This is a genomic window from Clostridium sartagoforme (genome assembly GCF_039521405.1).
GTDB classification, from domain to species: domain Bacteria; phylum Bacillota; class Clostridia; order Clostridiales; family Clostridiaceae; genus Clostridium; species Clostridium sartagoforme.
This window is the reverse complement of record NZ_BAAACH010000025.1, coordinates 15,948-38,537: the sequence shown is the minus strand read 5'-3', so window position 1 is coordinate 38,537 and position 22,590 is coordinate 15,948. Positions and strand designations below refer to the sequence as shown.

Here is a 22,590-nt window from a genome sequence, read left to right as displayed (position 1 = left end):
ATGAGAACATACCCATTACATTCAATAGATTTAGAGGAAGCAAAAAAGTTACAATTTAAAGTAATAGATACTATAACAAAGCATTTTGATGGGAGAGAAATCCTATCTTTAGGAGATTTAGGAGTTGTTAAAGGTCTAAATAAGCCAACCTATACTAAAAAAGTAGAAAATGTTTTTGCGGAAGTATTTGATGCAGAAGCTGCAATATTAGTAAGGGGAGCAGGGACAGGAGCAATAAGATGGGGGTTAATTAGTTTCATGAAAAGTGGAGATACTATATTGGTTCATGATGCACCAATATATCCAACTTCAAAAGTTACAATTGAAACTATGGGACTTAAGGTTATAAAAGCTAACTTTAATAATTTAGAACATATAAAAGATGTGATTTCAAAAAATCCAGAAATAAAAGGTGCATTAGTACAAAATACAAGACAAAAGATTGATGATTCGTATGATTTAGAAGAAGTTATAACTACTATTAAAGAAGGCAATCCTAATATAAAAATAGTTACAGATGATAATTATGCAGCTTTAAAAGTAAAGAAAATAGGAAATCAATGTGGAGCTGACCTTGGAAGTTTTTCATCTTTTAAAGTATTAGGACCTGAAGGTGTAGGAGTATTAATAGGTAAGAAAGATCTTATAGATAAAGTTTACTCACTGAATTATTCAGGAGGAAGTCAAGTTCAAGGACATGAAGCAATGGAAGCTTTAAGAGGACTTGTTTATGCTCCAGTTGCATTAGCAATACAGTCAGAAGTTAATGAAGAACTTGTAACTAGATTAAAGAGTGGAGAAGTTGAAGGCGTAAAGGATGCATTTCTTGCAAATGCTCAATCTAAGGTTTTATTAGTTGAGTTAAATGAAAACATAGCAGAAGATGTATTAGATTTAACTACAAAGTATGGAGCAGCATCACATCCTGTAGGTTCAGAATCAAAATATGAATTTGCTCCAATGATGTATAGAGTTTCAGGAACCTTTAGAGAAGCAGATCCTACATTAGAAAAAAGAATGATAAGAGTAAATCCAATGAGAAGTGGTGCAGACACTATAATAAGAATTTTAAAAAGCGCAATTGATGACGTTAAAAGAGAAGCAAAGTAAGGGGGAGTAAAGATGTTTCTTGAAAAAACAATAAATAGAAACAGAAAGTTAGTTCAAGCTGCATTTAAGCTCCATAAAGAAGGATTAATAATGCCAGATACTTATTTAATAGACTTGGATACTTTAATAGAAAATGCAAAAAAGATTAAAGACGAAGCAGATAAATATGGTATAAAGCTTTATTTTATGAGTAAACAAATAGGCAGAAATCCACTTGTTTGCAAGGAATTTATGAAACTTGGCTATGATGGAGCTGTAGTAGTGGATTTTAAAGAAGCTGAAGTTATGATTGATAACAATATAAAAATAGGTCATGTTGGACACCTAGTTCAAATTCCTAAAACTTTAATTGAAAAGGTAATTAAGTCTAGACCAGATTACATTACAGTTTATTCAATTGAAAAAGCAAAAGAAATAAATGAAGTTTGTTCAAAACTCGGACTAAAGCAAAATATAATGCTTAGAGTCTTAGATGAAAATGATAATTTATATTCGGGACAATATGGCGGATTTAAATTAAATGAACTTAAAAGTATAGGAGAAGAATTAACTAAGCTTAAAAGTTTAAACTTATCAGGAGTAACTTCATTTCCATGCTTTTTATTCAATGAAGAAAGTAATGAAATTAAAAGAACAAATAATATAGATACAATTAAGAAGGCTAAAGAAATATTAGAAAAAGAATTTAATATAAAAATAAATCAATTAAATATGCCTTCAGCTACTTGTGTTAATTCTATCGAAAAGATATATAGAGAAGGTGGGACCCATGGAGAACCTGGACATGGATTAACAGGAAGTACACCATATCATAAATTTAATGATGGAGATGAACTTCCAGCAATGGTTTATGTAAGTGAAGTATCACATAACTTACAAGATAAAGCTTATTGTTATGGAGGAGGCCATTATAGAAGATCTCATATGGAAAATGCTTTGGTTGGTCAAGATTTAGAAAATTCAAAGATTATAAAAGTTATTCCACCAACAGATGAGAGTATAGATTACCATTTTGAATTATCAGAAAACTGCAAGGTATCAGATACAGTAGTTATGGCATTTAGAACTCAAATCTTTGTTACAAGAAGCAATGTGGCAATAGTTAAAGGAATAAAGAGTGGTAATCCAGAAATAGTTGGAATTTATGACTCACAAGGAAGAGAAGTTAATTGATAACAAGGCACAGGGAACAGGTAGCAGGGAACAGGGAACAGGTATCAGGGAACAGAGGTATCAGGGAACAAGTAACAGGTATCAGGGAACAAGTAACAGGTATCAGGGAACAAGTACTAAATGTAAACTGTGAACTGTGAATTGTGCACTGTGAACTATATAAAATTGAATAAATAATTAGAGGAAAAGAAATGGATGCTGGGGATGGAAGTAGTATAACCCTGTGCTGAAGTTTCTTTTAATTATAATCAGAAAAAGAAGGAGGAAGTAATATGGGAAAATTTATTGTAATTGTACTCGATGGTTTTGGAATTGGAGAAATGGATGATGTTAAAGAAACAAGACCTCAGGATATAAATTCAAATACTTGTCTTCATATATTAGAAAGAAGAAAAGATGTAACTTTGCCAAATCTTGAAAAGTTAGGTCTTATAAATATATTAGGAACAGAAATAAACGGAATGAAGGAAAATCCTCATGCAACTTTTGGAAAGGCAAAGTTAACTCATTTTGGAGCAGATACTTTTTTTGGACATCAAGAGATAATGGGGACAAAACCAAAGATGCCATTTAGAGAACCTATTAAAAATAAAATAGAAGCTATATATAATGCTATTAAGGAAGCTGGATATAAGGTTAGATATAAGCAAAGTAAAAAAGAAAAGTACTTAGTAGTAGAAGAGGCACTTACTGTTGCAGATAATATAGAATGTGATTTAGGTCAAGCCTTTAATATAACTTCAGCTTTGGATTTAATATCATTTAGTAAGGTGTTAGATATTGGACATATAGTTAGATCAATTGCAACAGTTCCTAGAGTTATAACTTTTGGAGGAAGAGAAATAACTTTAGAAGATATATTAAATGCAGAGGAAGAAAAAGATGGTGGATATATAGGAATTAATGCACCAAAATCAGGAGTTTATAATAAGGGATATGAATGTATTCATCTTGGATATGGAGTTAATCCAAAAACTCAAGTTTCAACAATACTATCAGAAGAAAATGTACCAGTTTACTTATTAGGAAAAGTAGCAGATGTAGTTATAAATGAAAAAGGCACAAGTATTCCTATGGTAGATACTGAAAAGGTGTTGAAAAGAACAATAGAAATATCAAAAGAAGTAGAAGAAGGATTTATATGTTGCAATGTACAAGAAACAGATTTATCAGGTCATGCAGAAAATGTTGATAGATATGCAGAAAAACTTCTTATAGCAGATGAACTTATAGGTGAACTTACTAAAACTTTGAAAAATGATGATATATTATTAGTGATGGCTGACCATGGAAATGATCCAACAATTGGTCATAGCAAGCATACAAGGGAAATGGTTCCCCTTATGATATATGGAAAAAATATAAAAGAAGGAACAGTTGGAGTAAGAGAAACACTTTCAGATGTAGGAGCAACAGTTGCAGATTATTTCAAAGTAAAAGCTCCTGAAAATGGCAGTAGCTTTCTGGAAAAGCTTTATACTTTAGGAGTGTAAGTTCAATGGATAATAAAACAAAATTATATAAAACTAAAATTTTAGCAGACCAAAATTTATATAAGTCTGTTATATCTATAAATAAAAGCTTAGAAGAAGAATCAAAAAATAAAGAAAAAGACTTTTTAACATTTGGAGTTAAAAATACTGTGGATATTCCTAAAGGTTTAGTGGATAAATTAAGAAAAAATTCTAAATATTTATTTTTAACTGTGGATAAGATGTCTCATCTTGGTAGAAGTATAGACACTGATTTAGTTAATCCATTAACTTACAGGTGCATGACAGGCTCAAGCAGTGGAACAGCTATTAATATTTTAAAAGGAATTAATGATTTTGGGATAGGAACAGATGGTGGAGGTTCAGTTTTAGCTCCAGCACTTAGTACTAACTTATATTCATTTATAGGATCAGGAGTAGGATTAGTCACAGGAAAGGAAAGTTTATCCACAGATAGTATATCTTTTACAGGTGGTATTGGGATAATTTCTAAAAATTTTCCAATATTAAAAAATGTAGTTTTTGATATTTTGGATGAGGAAATTCAAAATAGTAATGAAACAAGAAATAAAGAAAAAAATATAAATGATACTGTATTAAGAATAGTAATCCCTAAATGCAATTTAATTACTTTACCTGATGACGTTGATATGAGAGTTGAAATAGATAAGGTAATTAGTAATCTAAATAAAGATAAAGACTTTGAGGACAGGCTATTAAAAAATGAACTAGATAGTAAGAATAGTAATCTGCTTGAAGAAAAAGTCATAAAGCTTGAATTTATAGAATACTCCTTTGAGAATATATATGAAAGGAATATAGCTATAAAAGAAATAAAAAATATATTTGATAATGATGTTGCAGATATTATTTTAACTTATGAAGGGCCAATAGATATTTATGGCTATGATGAAACTATCCAAAGAAGCTTTAAGGGTAAGGCTGAAAAGAAAATAACATCTAATGGGGGAAAGGGAATAGTTAAAGCAATAAATATGTGCAAGTGTACAGGAATCACCATACCAGGAGAGAAGCTTGCAAGTGGATTTGTTATTTGCGCAAAAGAAGGAATACAGGGATTAATTAATGCATTTACTTTAGGACAAGCAATTGACGAATGTATAGAAAAGAATGAGATGTTTAATAGATATTTTATTGATAGAGAGAAGTTTATAGATAGTATAAATTTAGATTAATATGGAAAGATTATTAATAATTAGTTATGAAAGATGTAATTTTTATTGCATCTTTTATTTTTTGTTACACATTTTAGTTTTCAATTAATTTGGTGATAATTAAATTATGATAGCATAGAAATTTAAGTTTAAGTTAGCATATAAAATATTACCATTTAGAATAAAAGTTAAATTGAAAGGAAGACAATCTTATATATAGAAGAAAATAATTTTAGTAAAGCACATAGTAATTTAACCAATTACTTAATTCCTATAAGTGGAGATGATATATCATATGTATATGCAAATTTTAATGGAAGAATATTAGATTGCAATATAATTGATTTAAATGACGAAAAATATATCGAGTTTTCTATAAAAACATCTGAAATAAAAGAGCTAAATAACTTTAACTTATATATTGTATCTAAAGATGAAGAAAGATATCAAGAAATAAGTTGCACACTTATTTAAAATAGGAAAAAGATTGGCGCTTCTGCATCCAATCTTTTTTTCATTATTCATTTATGGAAAATATGAATTTATGAAGTTCTTTGGTTGTTCCATCTATATCTATATTAGTATGGTACATATCTGTAAATCCTGCACTTATTATATTTTCATCTGAAGGAAATCTTCCTTGCTCTATATTACTTAACCCCATTCCTAAAGCTTTACTTGAAATTGATATAATTTCAGAGTTTGAAAGGTTAGTTGTAACTAATGGTAATACATTATTTATAAGGCTAGGAATTTCAGTTAAATTAATATCTTTAAATTTAACAAATAAAGCATTTAATACATCTCTTTGACGTTCAGTCCTTTTAAAATCTCTACCAGCTGTATATCTAATTCTACAATAAGCAGAAGCTTGAGTTCCATTTAAAAGCTGCATACCAGAAGTTGTTATATGGGTGGTAGTTGTTCCATTATTTTTATCTATATTATCAATATATCCATTAATATATTCTAATTCCTCAGAAGTAATTTCTATTTCTACGCCTCCAAGTGCATCTATTATTTTAGGAAGTCTTGCTAAGTCAACTTGCACAAACTTATCTATTTTTAAATTAAAGTTGTAGTTAATTGTTTTTAGTATGGAACTAGGCCCACCATCTAAAATTGTATAGTTTAAATTCATTTTACCACCTTGAGGTAAATCTAAGTAAATATCACGCATTAAAGAGCAAAGCTTTATATTATTATTTTTTGTATCAATAGATAATATCATTGTTGCATCTGCAGCACTTACTTCATAAAGTTCAGAAAAATCACTTCCAAACAAAGCAATAGTTATAACATCATCAGCTTCTTTAGGGGCTTCCTTTCCTGTATTAGTAACATCAGTTCTATCAACTTCAACTCTTTCAACTTTACTAGATAGATAATATGTATAAGATACTATTGAACCTATAATTATTAAAAGGATTACAATTGCAGAAATAAGTCCAATCTTCTTTTTTGACATTTTTTTCATATATTAGCCTCCAATTTTTGAAATATAGATATATTATATCAAAAATAAAGATATATTGGAAATAGATAATAACTATGATAAGTAGTATTAAATGTAAAAGTTAATAAAATTAGTAATGAGAAATATTTAAAGGTATAAGATTTAATATAAAGGATGAAGTGGTAATAAATGAGCTACAATAAATAGAAAAAAGTTATTCTGCTATGATATAATAATGTTAAATAAAATGGAAAACATATTTTCAGAAAAAGCAATAAATAAATACATGTTAATTTATAAAGTAAAATAATATAAGATACATAAAATCTGATACAATAGGATATAATGCATAATATTGTTTATATGTAGTGACTAGCAATATTGCATAAAAATATTGACAATCCAATGATAGCAAGGGTAGTATTTATATTGACAGAAATTATGATAAATTAAATAGGGTTATTCTTGATATAATCAATTATATTATAAAGTTTTATAAGGAGAATTTTATATGAAAGAAATACTTGCAATTATACCGGCTAGGAGTGGCTCAAAAGGAGTTCCAAGAAAGAATATTAAAGATTTAAATGGAAAACCACTTATAGCATATACTATAGAAGCAGCTAAGCATAGCAAATATATTGATAAAGTTATTGTGTCAACTGAGGACATTGAAATAAAGGATGTTGCTATTAAATTTGGTGGATACGTACCATTTTTAAGACCGAATGAACTTGCAACTGATAGTTCACCAAGTATAGATGCTATTTTATATACAATTAATAAACTAAAACAAGAATATGATTATTTTCCTAAGTACATATGTTTACTTCAATGTACATCTCCTTTAAGAACTGCAAAACATATAGATGAAGCTTTTTTAAAACTTCAACAAACTAATATGGATGCAGTTGTTTCGGTATGTGAGGCAGAAGTAAATCCTTATTGGAGTAATATATTTAAGGGTGATAAACTTGAATATTTTTTAGAAAAGGGTAAAACTATAACAAGAAGACAAGAACTGCCGGATATTTACAGAATGAATGGAGCTATATATATAATTAAAACTGATGTTCTTATGGAAACTAAAACATTTGAACCAGAGAATTTAACTGGATATATTATGGATGATATTAGTTCTATAGATATAGATACTTTTCTTGATTTTAAGGTAGCTGAGATTTTGATAAGGGAAGGTGATACAAATGCGTAAAATTGCAGTTGTAACAGGAACTAGAGCAGAATATGGTGTTTTAAGAAATACCATAAAAAAAATAAATGAAGATAAGGATTTAGAACTTCAGCTTATTGTTACAGGCGCTCATCTTTCAGAAAGATATGGGAAAACAATAAACGAGATAATATTAGATGGATTTAATATAGATTATTCAATTCCAATTTTGATAGATAATAATGATAGTAATAGTATTGCAAAGGAAATGGGTGCACTAATGACCAACTTATCTGAAGCATTTTCAAAATTAAAACCGAGTGTACTTTTAATTCTTGGAGATAGATATGAGATATTTGCAGCAGCAGCGACTGCTATGGCTATGAATATACCTATAGCTCATATTTCTGGTGGAGAAGTCACAGAGGGTGCTATGGATGAACAAATAAGACATGCTATAACTAAAATGGCACATATACACTTTCCAGGTGCCGATTGTTATGTTGAAAATATTAAAAAAATGGGTGAAGAACACTTTAGAGTATTTAATGTAGGAGATCCTGGAATAGAGAATATTAAATTAACAAAACTTTTAAATAAAAAAGAACTTTTTCAAGATTTAGGCATAGAAGTTAATGAAGATACACTATTAGTAACTTATCATCCTGTTACATTGGAAATGGATGATTTAGACAGGCAAATAAATAATTTAATAATTGCACTAGACAAACTAAATAAGAGAATGGTAATTACTTATCCAAATGCAGATAATGGTGGAAAACTTATAATAGATAAATTGGAAGGATTTAAACAAAGAAATTCTAATGTTCATTTATATAAGAATCTTGGAAGTTTAAGATTCTTAAGTGTTATGAACTTATGCGGTGCTGTGGTTGGCAATTCTTCAAGTGCATTAATAGAGGCACCTTTCTTAAAAAAGCCTGTTGTGAATATAGGTAATAGGCAAAAAGGGAGACTTATGGCTGAGAATATTTTAAGTTGTGATTATGAAATTAATAATATAGAAATGGCTATAAATAAGGCCATAAGCTCAGAATTTAGAGCCTTTGCAAAAAATGTGAATAGCCTCTATGGGGAAGGTAATACTAGTAGTGAAATAGTTAAAGTATTAAAAAATATTGAACTTGGAGAAAATTTATTAAAGAAAAAACTTATATGGAGTTGATATTATGTCAGTTTTAATTATTGCGGAAGCGGGAGTAAACCATAATGGTAAATTAGAGATTGCAAAAAAGTTAATAGATATGGCTGTTGAGTGTGGTGCTGATGCTATAAAATTCCAAATATTTAAGGCGGAGGAGAGCACCGGGGCTTTTGCTGAAAAAGCTGAGTACCAAAAGGAGAACATGCCTATTCAAGAAAGCCAACTTGATATGATAAGAAAATTGGAGTTGCCTTTTGAAGAATTTAGAGTATTACAAAATTATTGTAATGAAAAAGGAATTTTATTTATATCTACACCAGATGGTACAGAAAGTTTAAATTATTTAGTCAGCTTAAATTTACCTATTATAAAAATTGGCTCTACAGAGGTATCTAATGTAGAATTTTTAAAACAACTTGGAGAAACAGGTAGGGAAATAATATTATCAACTGGAATGAGCACATTAGGTGAAGTTGAAAAAGCTATAAATGTATTGAAATCAACTGGAAATGAAAATATTAAGATAATGCATTGTGTTACTGATTATCCTACAGCAATTGAAGATGTTAATTTATTAGCTATGGTTACTATGAGAGAGGCCTTTAAGGTTCCAGTAGGGCTATCTGATCATACTATGGGATTTGAAGCTGGTATTGCAGCAGTTGCTTTAGGAGCAGAATTTATAGAAAAACACATAACTTTAGATAGGGAGATGGATGGTCCGGATCATAAAGCTTCTATGCCACCAAATGAATTTAAGCAGTTTGTCAAATTAATAAGAAATACAGAGAAACTTCTAGGCGATGGTATAAAGAAACCTACCGACAAAGAAAAAGTTATTATGAGGGAAGTTAGGAGAAGTATAGTTGCAGGAATAGACATGCAAGAAGGTACAATTATAGGAAAAAACAATGTTGATTTTAAAAGGCCAGGTTACGGTATTGAACCAGAAATGGTTAAGCATTTGATTGGGAGAAAAATTAAAAGAGATATAAAAAAAGATGAATTAATATTATGGGATGATATTTAATGGTTGATATTCTATATAATTTTAGTAAATATTATTATATAAATGTGTATGTTTTATTTAATAAAGAGGAGAAGTTATAAATGTATAAATTGCTTGATAGTAATTGTCTTGAATGGAATGGATATATAGAGAGGTTAAGTAAAAAAAAGAGAGACATATATTTTACACGGGAGTATATGAAGCTGTATGAAAATAACGGAGATGGAGTTGCGAAGCTTTTCATATATGAAGAAAATGGTGAAGTAGCATTATATCCTTTTTTAATGAATAAAATCGAAGGATATAATCTAGATGATAATTATTATGATATACAAACATCATATGGATATGGTGGACCTATTTCGTCTACAGATAAATCTGAATTTTTAACAAGTTTTGAAAATGAATTTTTAGATTTCTGTAATGAAAGTAATATAATTGCTGAATTTATAAGATTTCATCCATGTATTAGAAATGAAAGAATATTTAATAATAATATTAATGTTATTGAAAATAGAACTACTGTGGTATTAGATGTTTCTAAAAGTAAAGATGAAATTTGGAAGAATGATATAAAGGGAAAAAATAGAAATATGATTAGGAAGTCTGAAAAAAATGGACTTACTGTTGAAATATATAATGACTATTATACATTTAAGAATATATATGAGGAAACTATGGGAAAAGTTGATGCAGAAGGATATTATTATTTTAAAGATGAGTACTATAATGCAATGGAAAAAGACACAAATTATATTATGTTGAATGTTAAGTATAAAGATGAAACTATTGCATCAGCTATTTTTATGAGTTATGAAGAATATTTTCATTATCATTTAGCGGGAAGTAAGAAGGAATATTTAAAATTTGCACCTAATAACTTACTACTATGGGAAGCGATTAAATATTCTAATGCTAAGGAAAAGAAAATATTTCATCTTGGGGGAGGGTTAACTAATTCTTTAGAAGATAATCTGTTTAAGTTTAAAAGTAGTTTCTCTAAAGAATATCTTAAGTTCTATATTGGTAAAAGAGTACATAATGAAGAAGTGTACAATTATTTAATTGATGAATGGGGAAAAAGAAATAATAATAAATCGAATATTTTACTAAAATATAGATTATAATTACGGGAAAGTTTTGTTGAATAATGTTAAAATGGAGTTTATGATTAAGTGGATTCATTTACATTAAATTCTCCAATGGAGAAGAAAATGGTATCATCCTATACAATTAATAGCAGTAGTTTAATGTTAGAATATAATAAGAAAGATAATAAAATATTACTGCAAGGTAAAGAGTAAAAAACAAAAAAAGTTATTACTAAGTTTTATTTCAATCAGACGGTAGAGTATAAGCAATTGAATTTAATAATTTATAAATGTATAATTAGTTATGCAAATAAAACAAAATTTAAACGGGGTTTATTTTCATAATAGGCGAATAGAATATATATTGAAGGGATGATAAATATGAATAAATTAAAAAAAGTACCATTTTCTCCTCCAGATATAACTGAATTAGAGATTAATGCAGTTATAGAAGTTTTAAGGTCAGGCTGGATAACATCAGGGCCTATATTAGATAAATTCGAGGAAGAATTAGCAAAATATTGTAATACAAATAAAGCTGTTGCAGTAAACAGTGCTACTGCAGCAATGGAACTTATACTGAAAGTTTTAGATATAAAAGAAGGAGATGAAATGATAACAACTCCTTATACTTATACAGCAACTGCAAGTGTAGCAATTCACAGGGGAATAAAACCTGTATTTTGTGATGTTGCTAAAGACTCATTTTTTATGGATTATGATAAATTGAAAAAATTAATAACAGATAAAACAAGAGTTATAGCTCCGGTAGATTATGCTGGATATCCAGCAGATTATGATAGAATAAAAGAAGTTTTAAAAGAATTAAATAGAGAAGATATAATTATATCAGTAGATTCAGCTCATTCATTTGGTGCAAAGTATAAAGGTGAAAAAATAGGAACACAATGTGATTTTCACTCATTTTCTTTTCATGCGGTTAAAAATCTCACAACATCAGAAGGTGGAGCAATAGTTTATAATGATAATAATTTTTATGGAAAAGAAAATTTATATCAAGATCTTAAATTTACGGCTATTCACGGACAGTCAAAGGATGCATTATCCAAAATGAGAGCTGGAGCTTGGGAATATGATATAGTAACAGATGGCTTTAAATGCAACATGACAGATATAAATGCAGCTATTGGAAGAGTACAGTTAAAAAGATATGAGGGACTTTTAAAGAAGAGAAAAGATATTTTTGAAACATATACAAATATATTAAAGAATGAAGAGTTTTCAATAATACCGATATATAAAAATGAAGATGGAACAGAAAGCTCATATCATTTATACACCTATAGAATTAAAGGTTTTACAGAGGAGCAAAGAAACTTACTTATAAGTAGATTAGCAGAAAAAGAAATAGCAACTAACGTCCACTATAAGCCTTTGCCGATGTTTAAACTTTACAAAAGTTTAGGGTATAGGATGGAGGATTATCCAAATTCATATAAGCAATATGAAAATCAAATAACTCTTCCAGTATATAGTACCTTATCGCTAGAAGATGCAAAATATGTAGCAGAAGAATTAGTTAAGGAAATAAAAGCTATTTTAAACAACTAACATAATAATTAAGATATTATTTAATATAGATTAACTTGTGTATTTAAGAAGTTAATCTATATTTTTTTATAAAAAGAATATAAAAAAATATAGATTAAATTTATATATATAAAATTTTTATTACATAAGTATTAAAAATTTTAAAATCGTATATTCTAAAAACAAATATTGTACTAAAATAATATTAAAAAGTTTGTATAACATAATAAATGTGGTAAAATATTAATGATAGTTTTAGATTTAAATTATAGCATAAAGGAGATTATAGCAATGAATATACCTTTAATAGATTTAAGGGCTCAGTATGAATCATTAGCAAAAGAATTAAATGAAGCCACTTTAGGAATACTATCTTCAGCTAATTATATAATGGGAAAAACAGTAATAGACTTTGAAAAAGATTTTGCAAACTTTATAGGAGTTAAACATGCAATATCAGTTGGAAATGGGACAGATGCTTTAGTAATATCTCTTAAAGCAATGGGAATAGGAGAAGGAGATGAAGTAATAACAACTCCATTCACTTTCTTTGCAACAGCAGAAACTATTTCAGCAGTAGGAGCAACTCCGGTTTTTGTAGATGTGGATAAAGAAACTTTCAATATAGATGCAACAAAAATAGAAGAAAAAATAACATCAAAAACAAAAGCCATAATGCCTGTACATATATTTGGTCAAGCGGCAGATATGGATGAAATAAATGAAATTGCTAAAAAGCATAATTTATATGTTATAGAAGATGCTTGTCAGGCAGTAGGAGGAAAGTATAAAGGAAGAAAGATAGGAACATTAGGAGACGTTGCTTGTTTCTCATTTTTCCCAACAAAAAATCTAGGCTGTGCTGGCGATGGTGGAATAATAGTTACAGATAATGATGAAATTGCTACTATAATAAGAGCATTAAGAACTCATGGTAGTGGGGAAAATGGTCAAAAAGCATATAACCTTTTAAATAATATAGAAGAAGAAGTAAAAACTGTTGATGGAGCAAATGATACTGTTTATAATCCTCTTAAGTACTATAACTACTTAATAGGATATAATTCAAGGCTAGATGCAATTCAAGCAGCTATTTTAAGTGTTAAATTAAAAGAAATAGATAGCTGGAATTCAAAGAGAAGAGAAATAGTTGAGCTTTATAACAAAGCTTTACAAAATAGTGATTTAGTAACACCAACAGCAAAAGATTGTAATGAACATGTATATCACATGTATATACTACAAAGTGAAAATAGAGAAGAGGTATTAGCTAAGCTAAAAGAAGCAGGAATTGCCACAGGAGTTTACTATCCAGTACCATTACATCTTCAAAAGGTTTATAAAAGCTTAGGATATAAAGAAGGAGATATGCCAGTATCAGAATATTTATCACATAGAACCTTTGCTATACCTGTATATCCAGAATTAACTAAAGAACAAGTTGATTATATAATACAAAACTTAAAATAAGAAATTGCTATGCAATTTTTCTAGCTCACAGTTCACGATTTACAGTTCAGAGTTATAGATGAAACTACTACGTAGTTTCTAAAATTAAGAATTGGTCATGGAATTTAAACTGTGATTTAAATAAAACTGTGAATTGTGCACTGAACACTGTGAACTGAATAAAGGGAGGAATATTAATGTCAGTTTTAAAGGATGAATTATTACAAAAAATAAATAATAAAACTGCAAAAGTTGGTGTAGTAGGATTAGGTTATGTTGGATTACCTTTGGCAGTTGAAAAAGCAAATGCAGGATATCAAACAATTGGTTTTGATGTTCAAGATCAAAAGGTAGAAATGGTTAATAATGGCCAAAACTACATTGGAGATGTTGTAGATGCAGAATTAAAAGAATTAACAGAAAAGGGTCTTTTAAAGGCAACTACAGATTTTAGTTTTATAAAAGATGTAGATACAGTATGTATTTGCGTACCAACTCCACTTGATTTATATAAACAACCAGATTTATCATACGTTGTAAATTCAACAAAGGATGTTGCAAAGCATTTACATAAAGGTATGATAGTAATATTAGAAAGTACTACTTATCCAGGAACAACTGAAGAAGTACTTAAACCAATATTAGAAGAAAGTGGATTAAAATGTGGAGAAGATTTCTTCTTAGCCTTTTCTCCAGAAAGAGTAGATCCAGGTAATAAGAGCTATAATACTAAAAATACTCCAAAGGTAGTTGGTGGATGTACTGAAGAATGTACAGAAATAGCAGCTGCTTTATATGAAAATGTATTAGAGGGGGATATCCATAAAGTTTCTTCACCAGCAGTAGCTGAAATGGAAAAGATTTTAGAAAATACATTTAGAAATATAAATATAGGTTTAGCGAATGAAATGGCTATTCTTTGTAATAGAATGGGAATAGATGTATGGGAAGTTATAGATGCTGCTAAAACTAAGCCATATGGATTCATGCCATTTTACCCAGGCCCAGGACTTGGTGGACACTGTATTCCATTAGATCCTTTCTATTTAGAGTGGAAGGCGAAAGAGTATGACTATCATACTAAACTTATAGAAACATCAGGAATCATAAATGATTCTATGCCTGATTTTGTCTTAGAAAATATTATGAAGATATTAAATAAACAAAAGAAAGCTTTAAATGGATCAAAAGTATTAGTTATGGGCTTAGCATATAAGAACGATATTGATGACTATAGAGAATCACCATCATTTAAAGTTATAGAATTATTGGAAAAGAATGGTGCAGAAGTTATAGTTAACGATCCTTTCTGTGATACAGCTAAATATAAAGGTAAAACTTACTATTCAGTAGATTGGAAAGAAGTTATCGACGAATCTGATATGGTAGTTATAACAACAGGCCATAGTGTTTATGATTACGAAGAAGTAGTAGGGAGAGCTAAAGTTGTTTACGATACAAGAAATGCAACAAAAGAAGTTATTAATAACAGGGAAAAGATTTATAAACTATAATCTTGATTGTTGAATGAAAGAGAGGTCAACATATAATGAATGATTTAGTATCAATAATTACACCCACATATAATTGCGGGGAATTTATTGAAGAAACCATAACTTCGGTTATTAATCAAACTCATGAAAATTGGGAAATGATTATAGTAGATGATTGTTCTACTGATAATACTAAGGAAGTTATAGATAAGTTATCTAGGCATGATAAAAGAATTAAGTATTTTTTATTAGAAAAAAATTCCGGTGCAGCAGTAACTAGAACAAAAGCTATGGAATTAGCTAGTGGTAATTTTATAGCTTTTCTAGATAGTGATGATTTATGGATGCCGCATAAATTAGAGTACCAATTACAATTTATGAAAAAAAACGATTATGCTTTTACATGTACTGCATATGAACAAATTGATGAAATTGGAAACTCGTTAAATAAAGTTATAAAAACAAATATGAAAACAAATTATAATGGAATTTTATTAAGTTGTCCTGTGGGTAATTCAACTGTAATGTATAGCGTTGATAAACTTGGGAAATTTGTAGTTCCTAATATTAGAAAACGAAATGATGATGCTTTATGGTTGCAGATATTAAAAAAAGAAAAATATATCTATGGGATGCCAGATATCCTAATGAAATATAGAATACGAAATAATTCGATATCTAGTAATAAACTTGATTTAGTTAAATATCATTGGAAACTTTATAGAGAAATTGAACATTTATCAGTTATAAGATCAATTTTTCATATATGTTGCTGGGGTGTATTAAAAACGTTTAAGATTAAATAGGAGGAATATGGAATGAAAATAACAGTTGCTGGGATTGGATATGTTGGACTTTCTAATGCGGTATTATTGGCACAACACAATGAAGTAGTTGCATTAGATGTAATAAAAGAAAAAGTGGATATGATAAATGCTAGAAAATCTCCTATAGTAGATGCTGAAATAGAAGATTATTTATTAAATAAGGATTTAAATTTAAAAGCTACTACAGATAATTATTTAGCATATAAAGATGCTGAGTATGTTATTATTTCTACTCCAACAAATTATGATCCGGAAAAAAACTATTTTAACACTAGGACCGTAGAAGCTGTTATAGCAAGTGTTCTATCTATTAATCCAGATGCTATAATGATAATTAAATCTACTATACCAGTTGGGTATACAGAAAAGATAAAGGAAAGGTTTGATACTAATAATATAATTTTTTCTCCTGAGTTTTTAAGAGAAGGTAGAGCCTTATATGATAACTTATATCCTTCAAGAATAGTAATTGGAGAAAAATCTGAAAGGGCAAAGGTATTTGTAGAGTTATTATTACAAGGTGCTTTAAAGAAAGATATTAAAGTTGTTTATACTAATTCTACAGAGGCTGAATCAATTAAGTTATTTGCTAATACTTTTTTAGCTATGCGGGTAGCTTTCTTTAATGAATTAGATTCCTACTCAGAGATTAGAGGTCTTAATACAAAACAAATAATTGATGGTGTATGTTTAGACCCTAGAATAGGAGATCATTACAATAATCCATCATTTGGATATGGTGGATATTGCTTACCTAAAGATACTAAACAATTATTGGCCAATTATGCAGATGTACCTCAAAATATCATGTCTGCGATCGTTGAAGCCAATAGGACTAGAAAAGATCATGTATCTGAAATGATATTAAAGAGAAATCCAAAAGTTGTAGGAATATATAGATTAACAATGAAAATGGATTCAGATAATTTTAGACAATCAGCGATTCAAGGAGTAATGAAAAGAATTAAGGCTAAGGGAGTAGAAGTCATTGTATATGAACCAGCTCTGAACGAAGATAACTTCTATAACTCTAGGGTTATCAGAGACTTAAATGAATTTAAATCTATGTCAGATGTTATTGTTGTAAATAGAATGACAGAAGATATATTAGATGTATTAGATAAAGTATATACGAGAGATTTGTTTAGTAGAGATTAGATGTCTAGCTAATCGGATTATAATGGAACGAAGGATTTGATCGAATGAATAAAAATATTTCTAATTTGATGGTAAATAAAGATATTACTATCAAATTAGCTCTAGAGAAATTAGATTATGAAGCAAAGGGATTTCTTGCAGTAATAGATAAAAGTGATGTTTTAGTAGGAACTATCACAGATGGAGATATTAGAAGATGGATTTTAAAAAATGGTGATTTAACAGAATTAGTAGATAAGGTCATGAATATCAATCCCATAAGTATAAGGTGTGGAGAAGAAAGTATTGCTAAGGAAGTTATGATGAAAAATTCAATAAAGGCTTTGCCTGTATTGAATGATAAGAATAAAATTGTTGATATTATTTTTTATGAAGATGAATTTATAAAAAGAACTAAGAAAAACAGTTTGAAAAGTATTCCAGTTGTAATAATGGCTGGTGGACTTGGAACTAGGTTATATCCATATACAAAAATACTTCCCAAGCCACTTATTCCAATAGGAGATACTCCTATATTAGAAAGAATAATTAATAAATTTGTTGATTTTGGTGTTGAGGAATTTTATTTAACAGTTAATTATAAAAAGAATATGATAAAATCTTATTTCAATGAATTAGATAAAGAATACAGTGTAAGTTATGTTGAAGAAGATAAGCCACTAGGTACTGGTGGAAGTTTATATTTATTAAAAAGTGAAATAAAAGACACATTTTTTGTATCAAATTGTGATATTTTAATAGAATGCGATTATGAAAGTATATATAAATACCATAAAGAGCGAGGAAATAAGGTAACTGTTATCGCTTCAGTAAAAAATTTTACAATTCCATATGGAGTGTTTTCACTTAATGATAAAGGTAATATAGATAAAGTACAAGAAAAGCCAGAATTTAGCTTTCTAATTAATACTGGTATGTATATCCTAGAACCAGAAGTAATTAGTGATATACCTGAGGGGGAGTTTTATAATTTACCAGATATATTACAGAAATATATTGATAATGGTGAAAGAATTGGACTTTACCCAATAAGTGAACAATCATGGATGGATATGGGGCAAATTAGTGAAATGAAGGAAATGGTTGAAAAAATAGAAGAGAAAGAAAAAAATAATGACTAGGAGTGTGTAAAATGGACCTAAGAGGAAAAAAAGTGCTAGTAACGGGAGCAGAAGGTTTTATTGGAAGTCATCTTACTGAAAGATTAATTGAATTAGGAGCTGATGTAACTGCTTTAGTTCAATATAATTCTTTTAATAACTGGGGATGGATTGATACTTTTGATAAGGAAGTTTTAAATAGTATTAAGGTTGAAACTGGAGATATAAGGGAATTGGATGGAATGAATAGGATAATTAAAGGTAAAGAAGTTGTATTCCATCTTGCAGCTTTAATTGCAATTCCATACTCATATCTTTCTCCTATGGCTTATGTAAGAACTAACGTGGAAGGAACAACAAATGTTTTAGAAGCCTGTAGAACTCATGATGTACAAAAAATTATTCATACTTCAACTTCTGAAACTTATGGAACAGCTCTATATGTACCTATAGATGAAAAACATCCAATGCAAGGTCAATCACCTTATTCCGCATCGAAAATTGGTGCTGATAAAATGGCAGAAAGCTTTTATAGATCATTTAACATGCCGATTACTACAATAAGACCATTTAATACTTATGGTCCAAGGCAATCAGCAAGAGCAGTTATTCCAACCATCATATCACAAATACTAGCGGGTAAAACGGAAATAAAACTTGGAAGTTTAAGTCCTACAAGGGATTTTAATTTTGTTAAGGATACTGTAGAAGCATTTGTAAAAGTTGCTGAATCTGATAAAACTATAGGAGAAGTTATAAATGCAGGTTCAAATTATGAAATATCAATAGGAGATACTATAAGAAAAATAATAGATATAATTGGAACCGATGTTAATATAGTTTGTGATGAAGAGAGAATAAGACCGGAAAAAAGTGAAGTTAATAGGTTATGGGCAGATAATACTAAAATTAAAAAACTTACAAGTTGGGTTCCTAAATACTCAATAGATGAAGGGCTTGCAGAAACTGTAGCATGGATTAAAGAAAATATGAGGTATTATAAAACTGATATCTATAATGTATAAATAAAGTAATTCGTAGGGCTGTCACTAAGTGAAAACAGCCCTAATTAATTTATAAAAAGGTGGGATAAAGATGATACCATTATGTGTACCTGAAATTAAAGGGAATGAATGGAAGTATATAAAAGAATGCTTAGATACTAATTGGGTTTCTTCAGTTGGAAAGTTTGTAGATAGATTTGAAGAAGAATTCGCAAAATATAATGAAGTAAATTCAGCAGTAGTAACTATGAATGGAACAGCTGCACTTCAACTTGCATTAATAACTTTAGGGATTGGAGAAGGTGATGAAGTTATTGTTCCTTCAATGACATTTATATCTTCAGTAAATGCAATAAAATATATAGGTGCCGTACCCGTATTTGTTGATGTAGATAGAGAAACATTTGTAATGGATGTTAATAAAGTAGAATCTTTAATAAGTGAAAAAACTAAAGCAATAATGCCTGTTCATATTTATGGATATTCAGTAGAAATGGATGAACTAAATGCGATAGCTCAAAAATATAATTTATTTGTGGTGGAAGATGCAACAGAGGCTTTAGGAACAACGTATAAAGGGAAATTAGCAGGTACTTTAGGAGATATAGGATGCTTCAGTTTCAATGGCAATAAAACAATTACAACAGGAGCTGGAGGAATGCTAATTACAAATAATGATGAATATGCTAAAAGAGCTAAATACTTATCCAACCAAACAAAAACGATTAAGAAAAATGGAGCTATGGATCATGAAGAAATAGGATATAATTTTAGAATGCCTAATTTATTGGCAGCTATGGGAGTAGCACAACTAGAAAATATAGATAATTATTTAGAGGCAAAAAGAATAAATGCTAAATTATATGATGAATTATTAAAGGATGTGGAAGGAATAACTTTAATAAAAAAGGCAAATCATATAAATAATTCTTATTGGCTTTATTCTATATTAGTTGAGGATAATTTTAGGATTACTAGGGATGAACTTTTAGAAGTGCTAAAAGAAAATGGAATCCAGTCAAGACCATTCTTTTTACCAGTACATAATATGAAACCTTACGCTGGTAGCAAATGTGGTAGTATGGAAATCACTATGGATATTAGTAATAGAGGTATAAATCTACCAAGTTCAGTATCACTTACAAAAGAAGAAATAAGAAAAGTATGCGATGTAATAAGGAATAAGTAAAATATAATATAAAATTTAAAACTATTATTAACTTGGCTATCTTGATGATAGCCAAGTTAATTGTATTTTATCAGATTTTGGATAAATATGAGTATAAAAACAATTAAAATACTGTAGTATAAGAAAGATTGTAGTAAAAGATTGATTAAAAATTTAATAAGCTGTATAATTTAAGAGACTGCAAAATTTGATAAGTTGGCATAACTTCTAATAATAGAATATTGGAGGTAGATTATGTCGAAATTTAAGAAATATGTTTATATACTATTAATAACGATGGCGATTAATTTCATAGCACCATCTATAAATGCAATGGCAGACATACTAAATAATAATGAAAATACTGTGGTAGTTGATAATTATCAGAATAATAAATTAAATGTAGAAGAAAAAAATTTGAAATATGAAAACGTAAATAATGATTTAGAGAATAATAAATCCATTTATAATAGCGAATTTCAAAGTTTTAACACAAGTATTTTCCAAGAAAAAAGTTCAAGTGTGATTGAAGGAATGATAGAAAATATTACTACACCACACAAGCTAACAGGAGACTTTTTTGTAAAAGGATACTTTGTCTCTACACATTCAATTACTAGGGTTGAAGTGTTTATTGATGGTAATAAAATTGGAGAAGCTAGATATGGGGTAGAAAGGCGTGATATAGGAAGTAAGTATCAGTATCCTAACTCTATAAATAGTGGATTTGAATTTCCAGCAAGAGGTATTTCTAATGGAAGTCACGAGTTAAAGGCAGTTGCGACGAATAGCGAGGGTACAAGCAAAGAATCTATAGTTACTATTATTGTTAATAATAGTAAGACTAGTATAATGGGGGCTGGAATTTTAAAAAGAGAACAAATGGCAAATTTTCTTCATAAGAATAATTCCGATAAATCTATGAGTTATATTTTAAATTTTGTAGATTTAGTAATAAGTGAAGCTTCTTTAGAAGGTATTAATCATGATATTTTATTTTCACAAATAATGAATGAAACTGCATTTTTAAAATTTACTGGTGATGTAAAAGAAGAACAAAATAACTTTGCTGGAATAGGTGCTACAGGAAATGGAGAACCAGGAAATTCTTTTCCGAGTATTCAAATTGGAATAAGAGCAGTAGTACAACATTTAAAGGCTTATGCATCTTCAGAACCATTAAAAATGGGATTAGTAGATCCAAGGTTTAATTATGTGCAAAGAGAAAGTGCTCCATATGTTGAATATTTAGGTATAAAGGAGAATCCGAATTATAAAGGGTGGGCTTCTGCTAAAGAATATGGATATAGACTTTTATCAGTAAGAAGTAATGTTAATAGCGAATCATCTGAATTAAAATATTCATATTTGACTGATTTTAAAATTAGTGGACAAGCCAAAGTAGGTAATAATATAACTTTAGTAGCACAAGCGGATAAATCTAGTGGAATATACTATAGATTTGAAATTCTTGAATCTGGCTCTAATGTATGGAAGGTCGTAGGAGATTGGTCATCAAGTAATACTATAGAGTACACACCAATAAAATCTGGTAAATATAAGTTTAAAGTTAGCATTAGGGGTAACAGTACAATAGTAGATGACCACAGAATAGTAGATGTGGATGTAATAAACACTATATCCAAAATATCAACAATAAATATTAGTGGTGATAAAATTGTTGGTGAAAAATTAACATTTGAAGCAAAAGGCACTCCAGAAACAGATACATTATATAGGCTATGGATGTGTAATAGAAGTACAAATACATGGATACTATTAAGTGATTGGAGCACTAAAAATATAGTAGATTATACTCCAACTAAGGCTGGCAATTATACTTTCGTAGCTCATGTGAAACATAAGACTAGCAATAAAAATGAGGAAGATGATTATAAGTCATTAGATGTAAATGTATTGAAGCAAGAAGCAAAGGTGCAAACAATAAATATTAGTGGTAATAAAATGGTTGGTGAAAAACTAACATTTGAAGCGAA

At 28.9% G+C, this 22,590-nt stretch carries 19 protein-coding genes; 18 read left to right on the top strand and 1 reads right to left on the bottom strand.

Annotation, left to right across the window (positions count from 1 at the left end):
• The 4 genes from ABDZ60_RS11260 to ABDZ60_RS11245 all read left to right on the top strand — a co-directional run bounded on the left by ABDZ60_RS11260 (position 1) and on the right by ABDZ60_RS11245 (position 4,972).
• A complete protein-coding gene (locus ABDZ60_RS11260; RefSeq protein WP_343778217.1) occupies positions 1 to 1,110 on the top strand; it encodes an aminotransferase class V-fold PLP-dependent enzyme in 1,110 nt (369 codons plus the stop codon).
• A gap of 12 nt (positions 1,111 to 1,122) precedes the next feature.
• On the top strand, positions 1,123 to 2,283 hold the full coding sequence (locus tag ABDZ60_RS11255) for a YhfX family PLP-dependent enzyme (protein WP_016207791.1): 1,161 nt from the start codon (positions 1,123 to 1,125) through the stop codon (positions 2,281 to 2,283).
• Between the two features lie 272 nt (positions 2,284 to 2,555).
• Positions 2,556 to 3,776, top strand: coding sequence for a phosphopentomutase (locus ABDZ60_RS11250; RefSeq protein ID WP_343778214.1), 1,221 nt, complete (start codon positions 2,556 to 2,558; stop codon positions 3,774 to 3,776).
• 5 nt (positions 3,777 to 3,781) lie between these two features.
• Entirely contained in the window at positions 3,782 to 4,972 is a 1,191-nt protein-coding gene (locus tag ABDZ60_RS11245; protein ID WP_343778212.1) for an amidase, read from the top strand.
• Positions 4,973 to 5,468: 496 nt separating this feature from the next.
• Here ABDZ60_RS11245 and ABDZ60_RS11240 read toward each other — a convergent pair whose 3' ends face one another.
• Positions 5,469 to 6,428, bottom strand: a complete 960-nt coding sequence (locus ABDZ60_RS11240) for an LCP family protein (RefSeq protein WP_343778210.1) — start codon at positions 6,426 to 6,428, stop codon at positions 5,469 to 5,471.
• 490 nt (positions 6,429 to 6,918) lie between these two features.
• Here ABDZ60_RS11240 and ABDZ60_RS11235 point away from each other — a divergent pair, with 490 nt between their 5' ends.
• The 14 genes from ABDZ60_RS11235 to ABDZ60_RS11170 all read left to right on the top strand — a co-directional run.
• Entirely contained in the window at positions 6,919 to 7,620 is a 702-nt protein-coding gene (locus ABDZ60_RS11235; RefSeq protein ID WP_343778208.1) for an acylneuraminate cytidylyltransferase family protein, read from the top strand.
• Entirely contained in the window at positions 7,613 to 8,764 is a 1,152-nt protein-coding gene (neuC, locus tag ABDZ60_RS11230; protein WP_343778206.1) for a UDP-N-acetylglucosamine 2-epimerase, read from the top strand. The genes ABDZ60_RS11235 and neuC overlap by 8 nt, the downstream gene beginning before the upstream one ends.
• A gap of 4 nt (positions 8,765 to 8,768) precedes the next feature.
• Positions 8,769 to 9,773 (top strand): N-acetylneuraminate synthase, encoded by a 1,005-nt coding sequence (gene neuB, locus ABDZ60_RS11225; protein WP_343778204.1) that lies wholly within the window; start codon positions 8,769 to 8,771, stop codon positions 9,771 to 9,773.
• Between the two features lie 80 nt (positions 9,774 to 9,853).
• Positions 9,854 to 10,879, top strand: coding sequence for a lipid II:glycine glycyltransferase FemX (locus tag ABDZ60_RS11220; protein WP_343778202.1), 1,026 nt, complete (start codon positions 9,854 to 9,856; stop codon positions 10,877 to 10,879).
• A gap of 48 nt (positions 10,880 to 10,927) precedes the next feature.
• Positions 10,928 to 11,056, top strand: a complete 129-nt coding sequence (locus ABDZ60_RS11215) for a hypothetical protein (protein WP_343778200.1) — start codon at positions 10,928 to 10,930, stop codon at positions 11,054 to 11,056.
• Between the two features lie 168 nt (positions 11,057 to 11,224).
• On the top strand, positions 11,225 to 12,415 hold the full coding sequence (locus tag ABDZ60_RS11210; RefSeq protein WP_343778198.1) for a DegT/DnrJ/EryC1/StrS family aminotransferase: 1,191 nt from the start codon (positions 11,225 to 11,227) through the stop codon (positions 12,413 to 12,415).
• Between the two features lie 270 nt (positions 12,416 to 12,685).
• The gene (locus tag ABDZ60_RS11205; RefSeq protein ID WP_343778196.1) at positions 12,686 to 13,864 is read left to right on the top strand and encodes a DegT/DnrJ/EryC1/StrS family aminotransferase; all 1,179 of its coding nucleotides are present in this window, start codon (positions 12,686 to 12,688) and stop codon (positions 13,862 to 13,864) included.
• Positions 13,865 to 14,040: 176 nt separating this feature from the next.
• On the top strand, positions 14,041 to 15,357 hold the full coding sequence (locus ABDZ60_RS11200) for a nucleotide sugar dehydrogenase (RefSeq protein ID WP_343778193.1): 1,317 nt from the start codon (positions 14,041 to 14,043) through the stop codon (positions 15,355 to 15,357).
• A 35-nt stretch (positions 15,358 to 15,392) separates the two neighbouring features.
• On the top strand, positions 15,393 to 16,142 hold the full coding sequence (locus tag ABDZ60_RS11195) for a glycosyltransferase family 2 protein (RefSeq protein WP_343778191.1): 750 nt from the start codon (positions 15,393 to 15,395) through the stop codon (positions 16,140 to 16,142).
• Between the two features lie 12 nt (positions 16,143 to 16,154).
• Positions 16,155 to 17,321, top strand: a complete 1,167-nt coding sequence (locus ABDZ60_RS11190; RefSeq protein ID WP_343778189.1) for a nucleotide sugar dehydrogenase — start codon at positions 16,155 to 16,157, stop codon at positions 17,319 to 17,321.
• A gap of 44 nt (positions 17,322 to 17,365) precedes the next feature.
• Entirely contained in the window at positions 17,366 to 18,442 is a 1,077-nt protein-coding gene (locus ABDZ60_RS11185) for a nucleotidyltransferase family protein (protein WP_343778187.1), read from the top strand.
• An 11-nt stretch (positions 18,443 to 18,453) separates the two neighbouring features.
• Complete coding sequence (locus ABDZ60_RS11180; RefSeq protein WP_343778185.1) at positions 18,454 to 19,446, top strand: NAD-dependent 4,6-dehydratase LegB; 993 nt, start codon at positions 18,454 to 18,456, stop codon at positions 19,444 to 19,446.
• 70 nt (positions 19,447 to 19,516) lie between these two features.
• On the top strand, positions 19,517 to 20,614 hold the full coding sequence (locus tag ABDZ60_RS11175) for a LegC family aminotransferase (protein ID WP_343778183.1): 1,098 nt from the start codon (positions 19,517 to 19,519) through the stop codon (positions 20,612 to 20,614).
• Between the two features lie 234 nt (positions 20,615 to 20,848).
• Positions 20,849 to 22,590, top strand: a 1,742-nt coding sequence (locus ABDZ60_RS11170; protein WP_343778181.1) for a glucosaminidase domain-containing protein, incomplete at its 3' end; no start/stop codon positions are given.

What these genes read in the sequence shown, in the direction of transcription:
- ABDZ60_RS11260 (WP_343778217.1), top strand. Translation starts at nt 1, where the DNA reads ATGAGAACATACCCATTACATTCAATAGATTTAGAGGAAGCAAAAAAG.
- ABDZ60_RS11250 (WP_343778214.1), top strand. Translation starts at nt 2,556, where the DNA reads ATGGGAAAATTTATTGTAATTGTACTCGATGGTTTTGGAATTGGAGAA.
- ABDZ60_RS11245 (WP_343778212.1), top strand. Translation starts at nt 3,782, where the DNA reads ATGGATAATAAAACAAAATTATATAAAACTAAAATTTTAGCAGACCAA.
- ABDZ60_RS11190 (WP_343778189.1), top strand. Translation starts at nt 16,155, where the DNA reads ATGAAAATAACAGTTGCTGGGATTGGATATGTTGGACTTTCTAATGCG.
- ABDZ60_RS11235 (WP_343778208.1), top strand. Translation starts at nt 6,919, where the DNA reads ATGAAAGAAATACTTGCAATTATACCGGCTAGGAGTGGCTCAAAAGGA.
- ABDZ60_RS11200 (WP_343778193.1), top strand. Translation starts at nt 14,041, where the DNA reads ATGTCAGTTTTAAAGGATGAATTATTACAAAAAATAAATAATAAAACT.
- ABDZ60_RS11210 (WP_343778198.1), top strand. Translation starts at nt 11,225, where the DNA reads ATGAATAAATTAAAAAAAGTACCATTTTCTCCTCCAGATATAACTGAA.
- ABDZ60_RS11255 (WP_016207791.1), top strand. Translation starts at nt 1,123, where the DNA reads ATGTTTCTTGAAAAAACAATAAATAGAAACAGAAAGTTAGTTCAAGCT.
- ABDZ60_RS11240 (WP_343778210.1), bottom strand. Translation starts at nt 6,428, where the DNA reads ATGAAAAAAATGTCAAAAAAGAAGATTGGACTTATTTCTGCAATTGTA.
- ABDZ60_RS11195 (WP_343778191.1), top strand. Translation starts at nt 15,393, where the DNA reads ATGAATGATTTAGTATCAATAATTACACCCACATATAATTGCGGGGAA.
- neuB (WP_343778204.1), top strand. Translation starts at nt 8,769, where the DNA reads ATGTCAGTTTTAATTATTGCGGAAGCGGGAGTAAACCATAATGGTAAA.
- ABDZ60_RS11220 (WP_343778202.1), top strand. Translation starts at nt 9,854, where the DNA reads ATGTATAAATTGCTTGATAGTAATTGTCTTGAATGGAATGGATATATA.
- ABDZ60_RS11175 (WP_343778183.1), top strand. Translation starts at nt 19,517, where the DNA reads ATGATACCATTATGTGTACCTGAAATTAAAGGGAATGAATGGAAGTAT.
- neuC (WP_343778206.1), top strand. Translation starts at nt 7,613, where the DNA reads ATGCGTAAAATTGCAGTTGTAACAGGAACTAGAGCAGAATATGGTGTT.
- ABDZ60_RS11180 (WP_343778185.1), top strand. Translation starts at nt 18,454, where the DNA reads ATGGACCTAAGAGGAAAAAAAGTGCTAGTAACGGGAGCAGAAGGTTTT.
- ABDZ60_RS11205 (WP_343778196.1), top strand. Translation starts at nt 12,686, where the DNA reads ATGAATATACCTTTAATAGATTTAAGGGCTCAGTATGAATCATTAGCA.
- ABDZ60_RS11185 (WP_343778187.1), top strand. Translation starts at nt 17,366, where the DNA reads ATGAATAAAAATATTTCTAATTTGATGGTAAATAAAGATATTACTATC.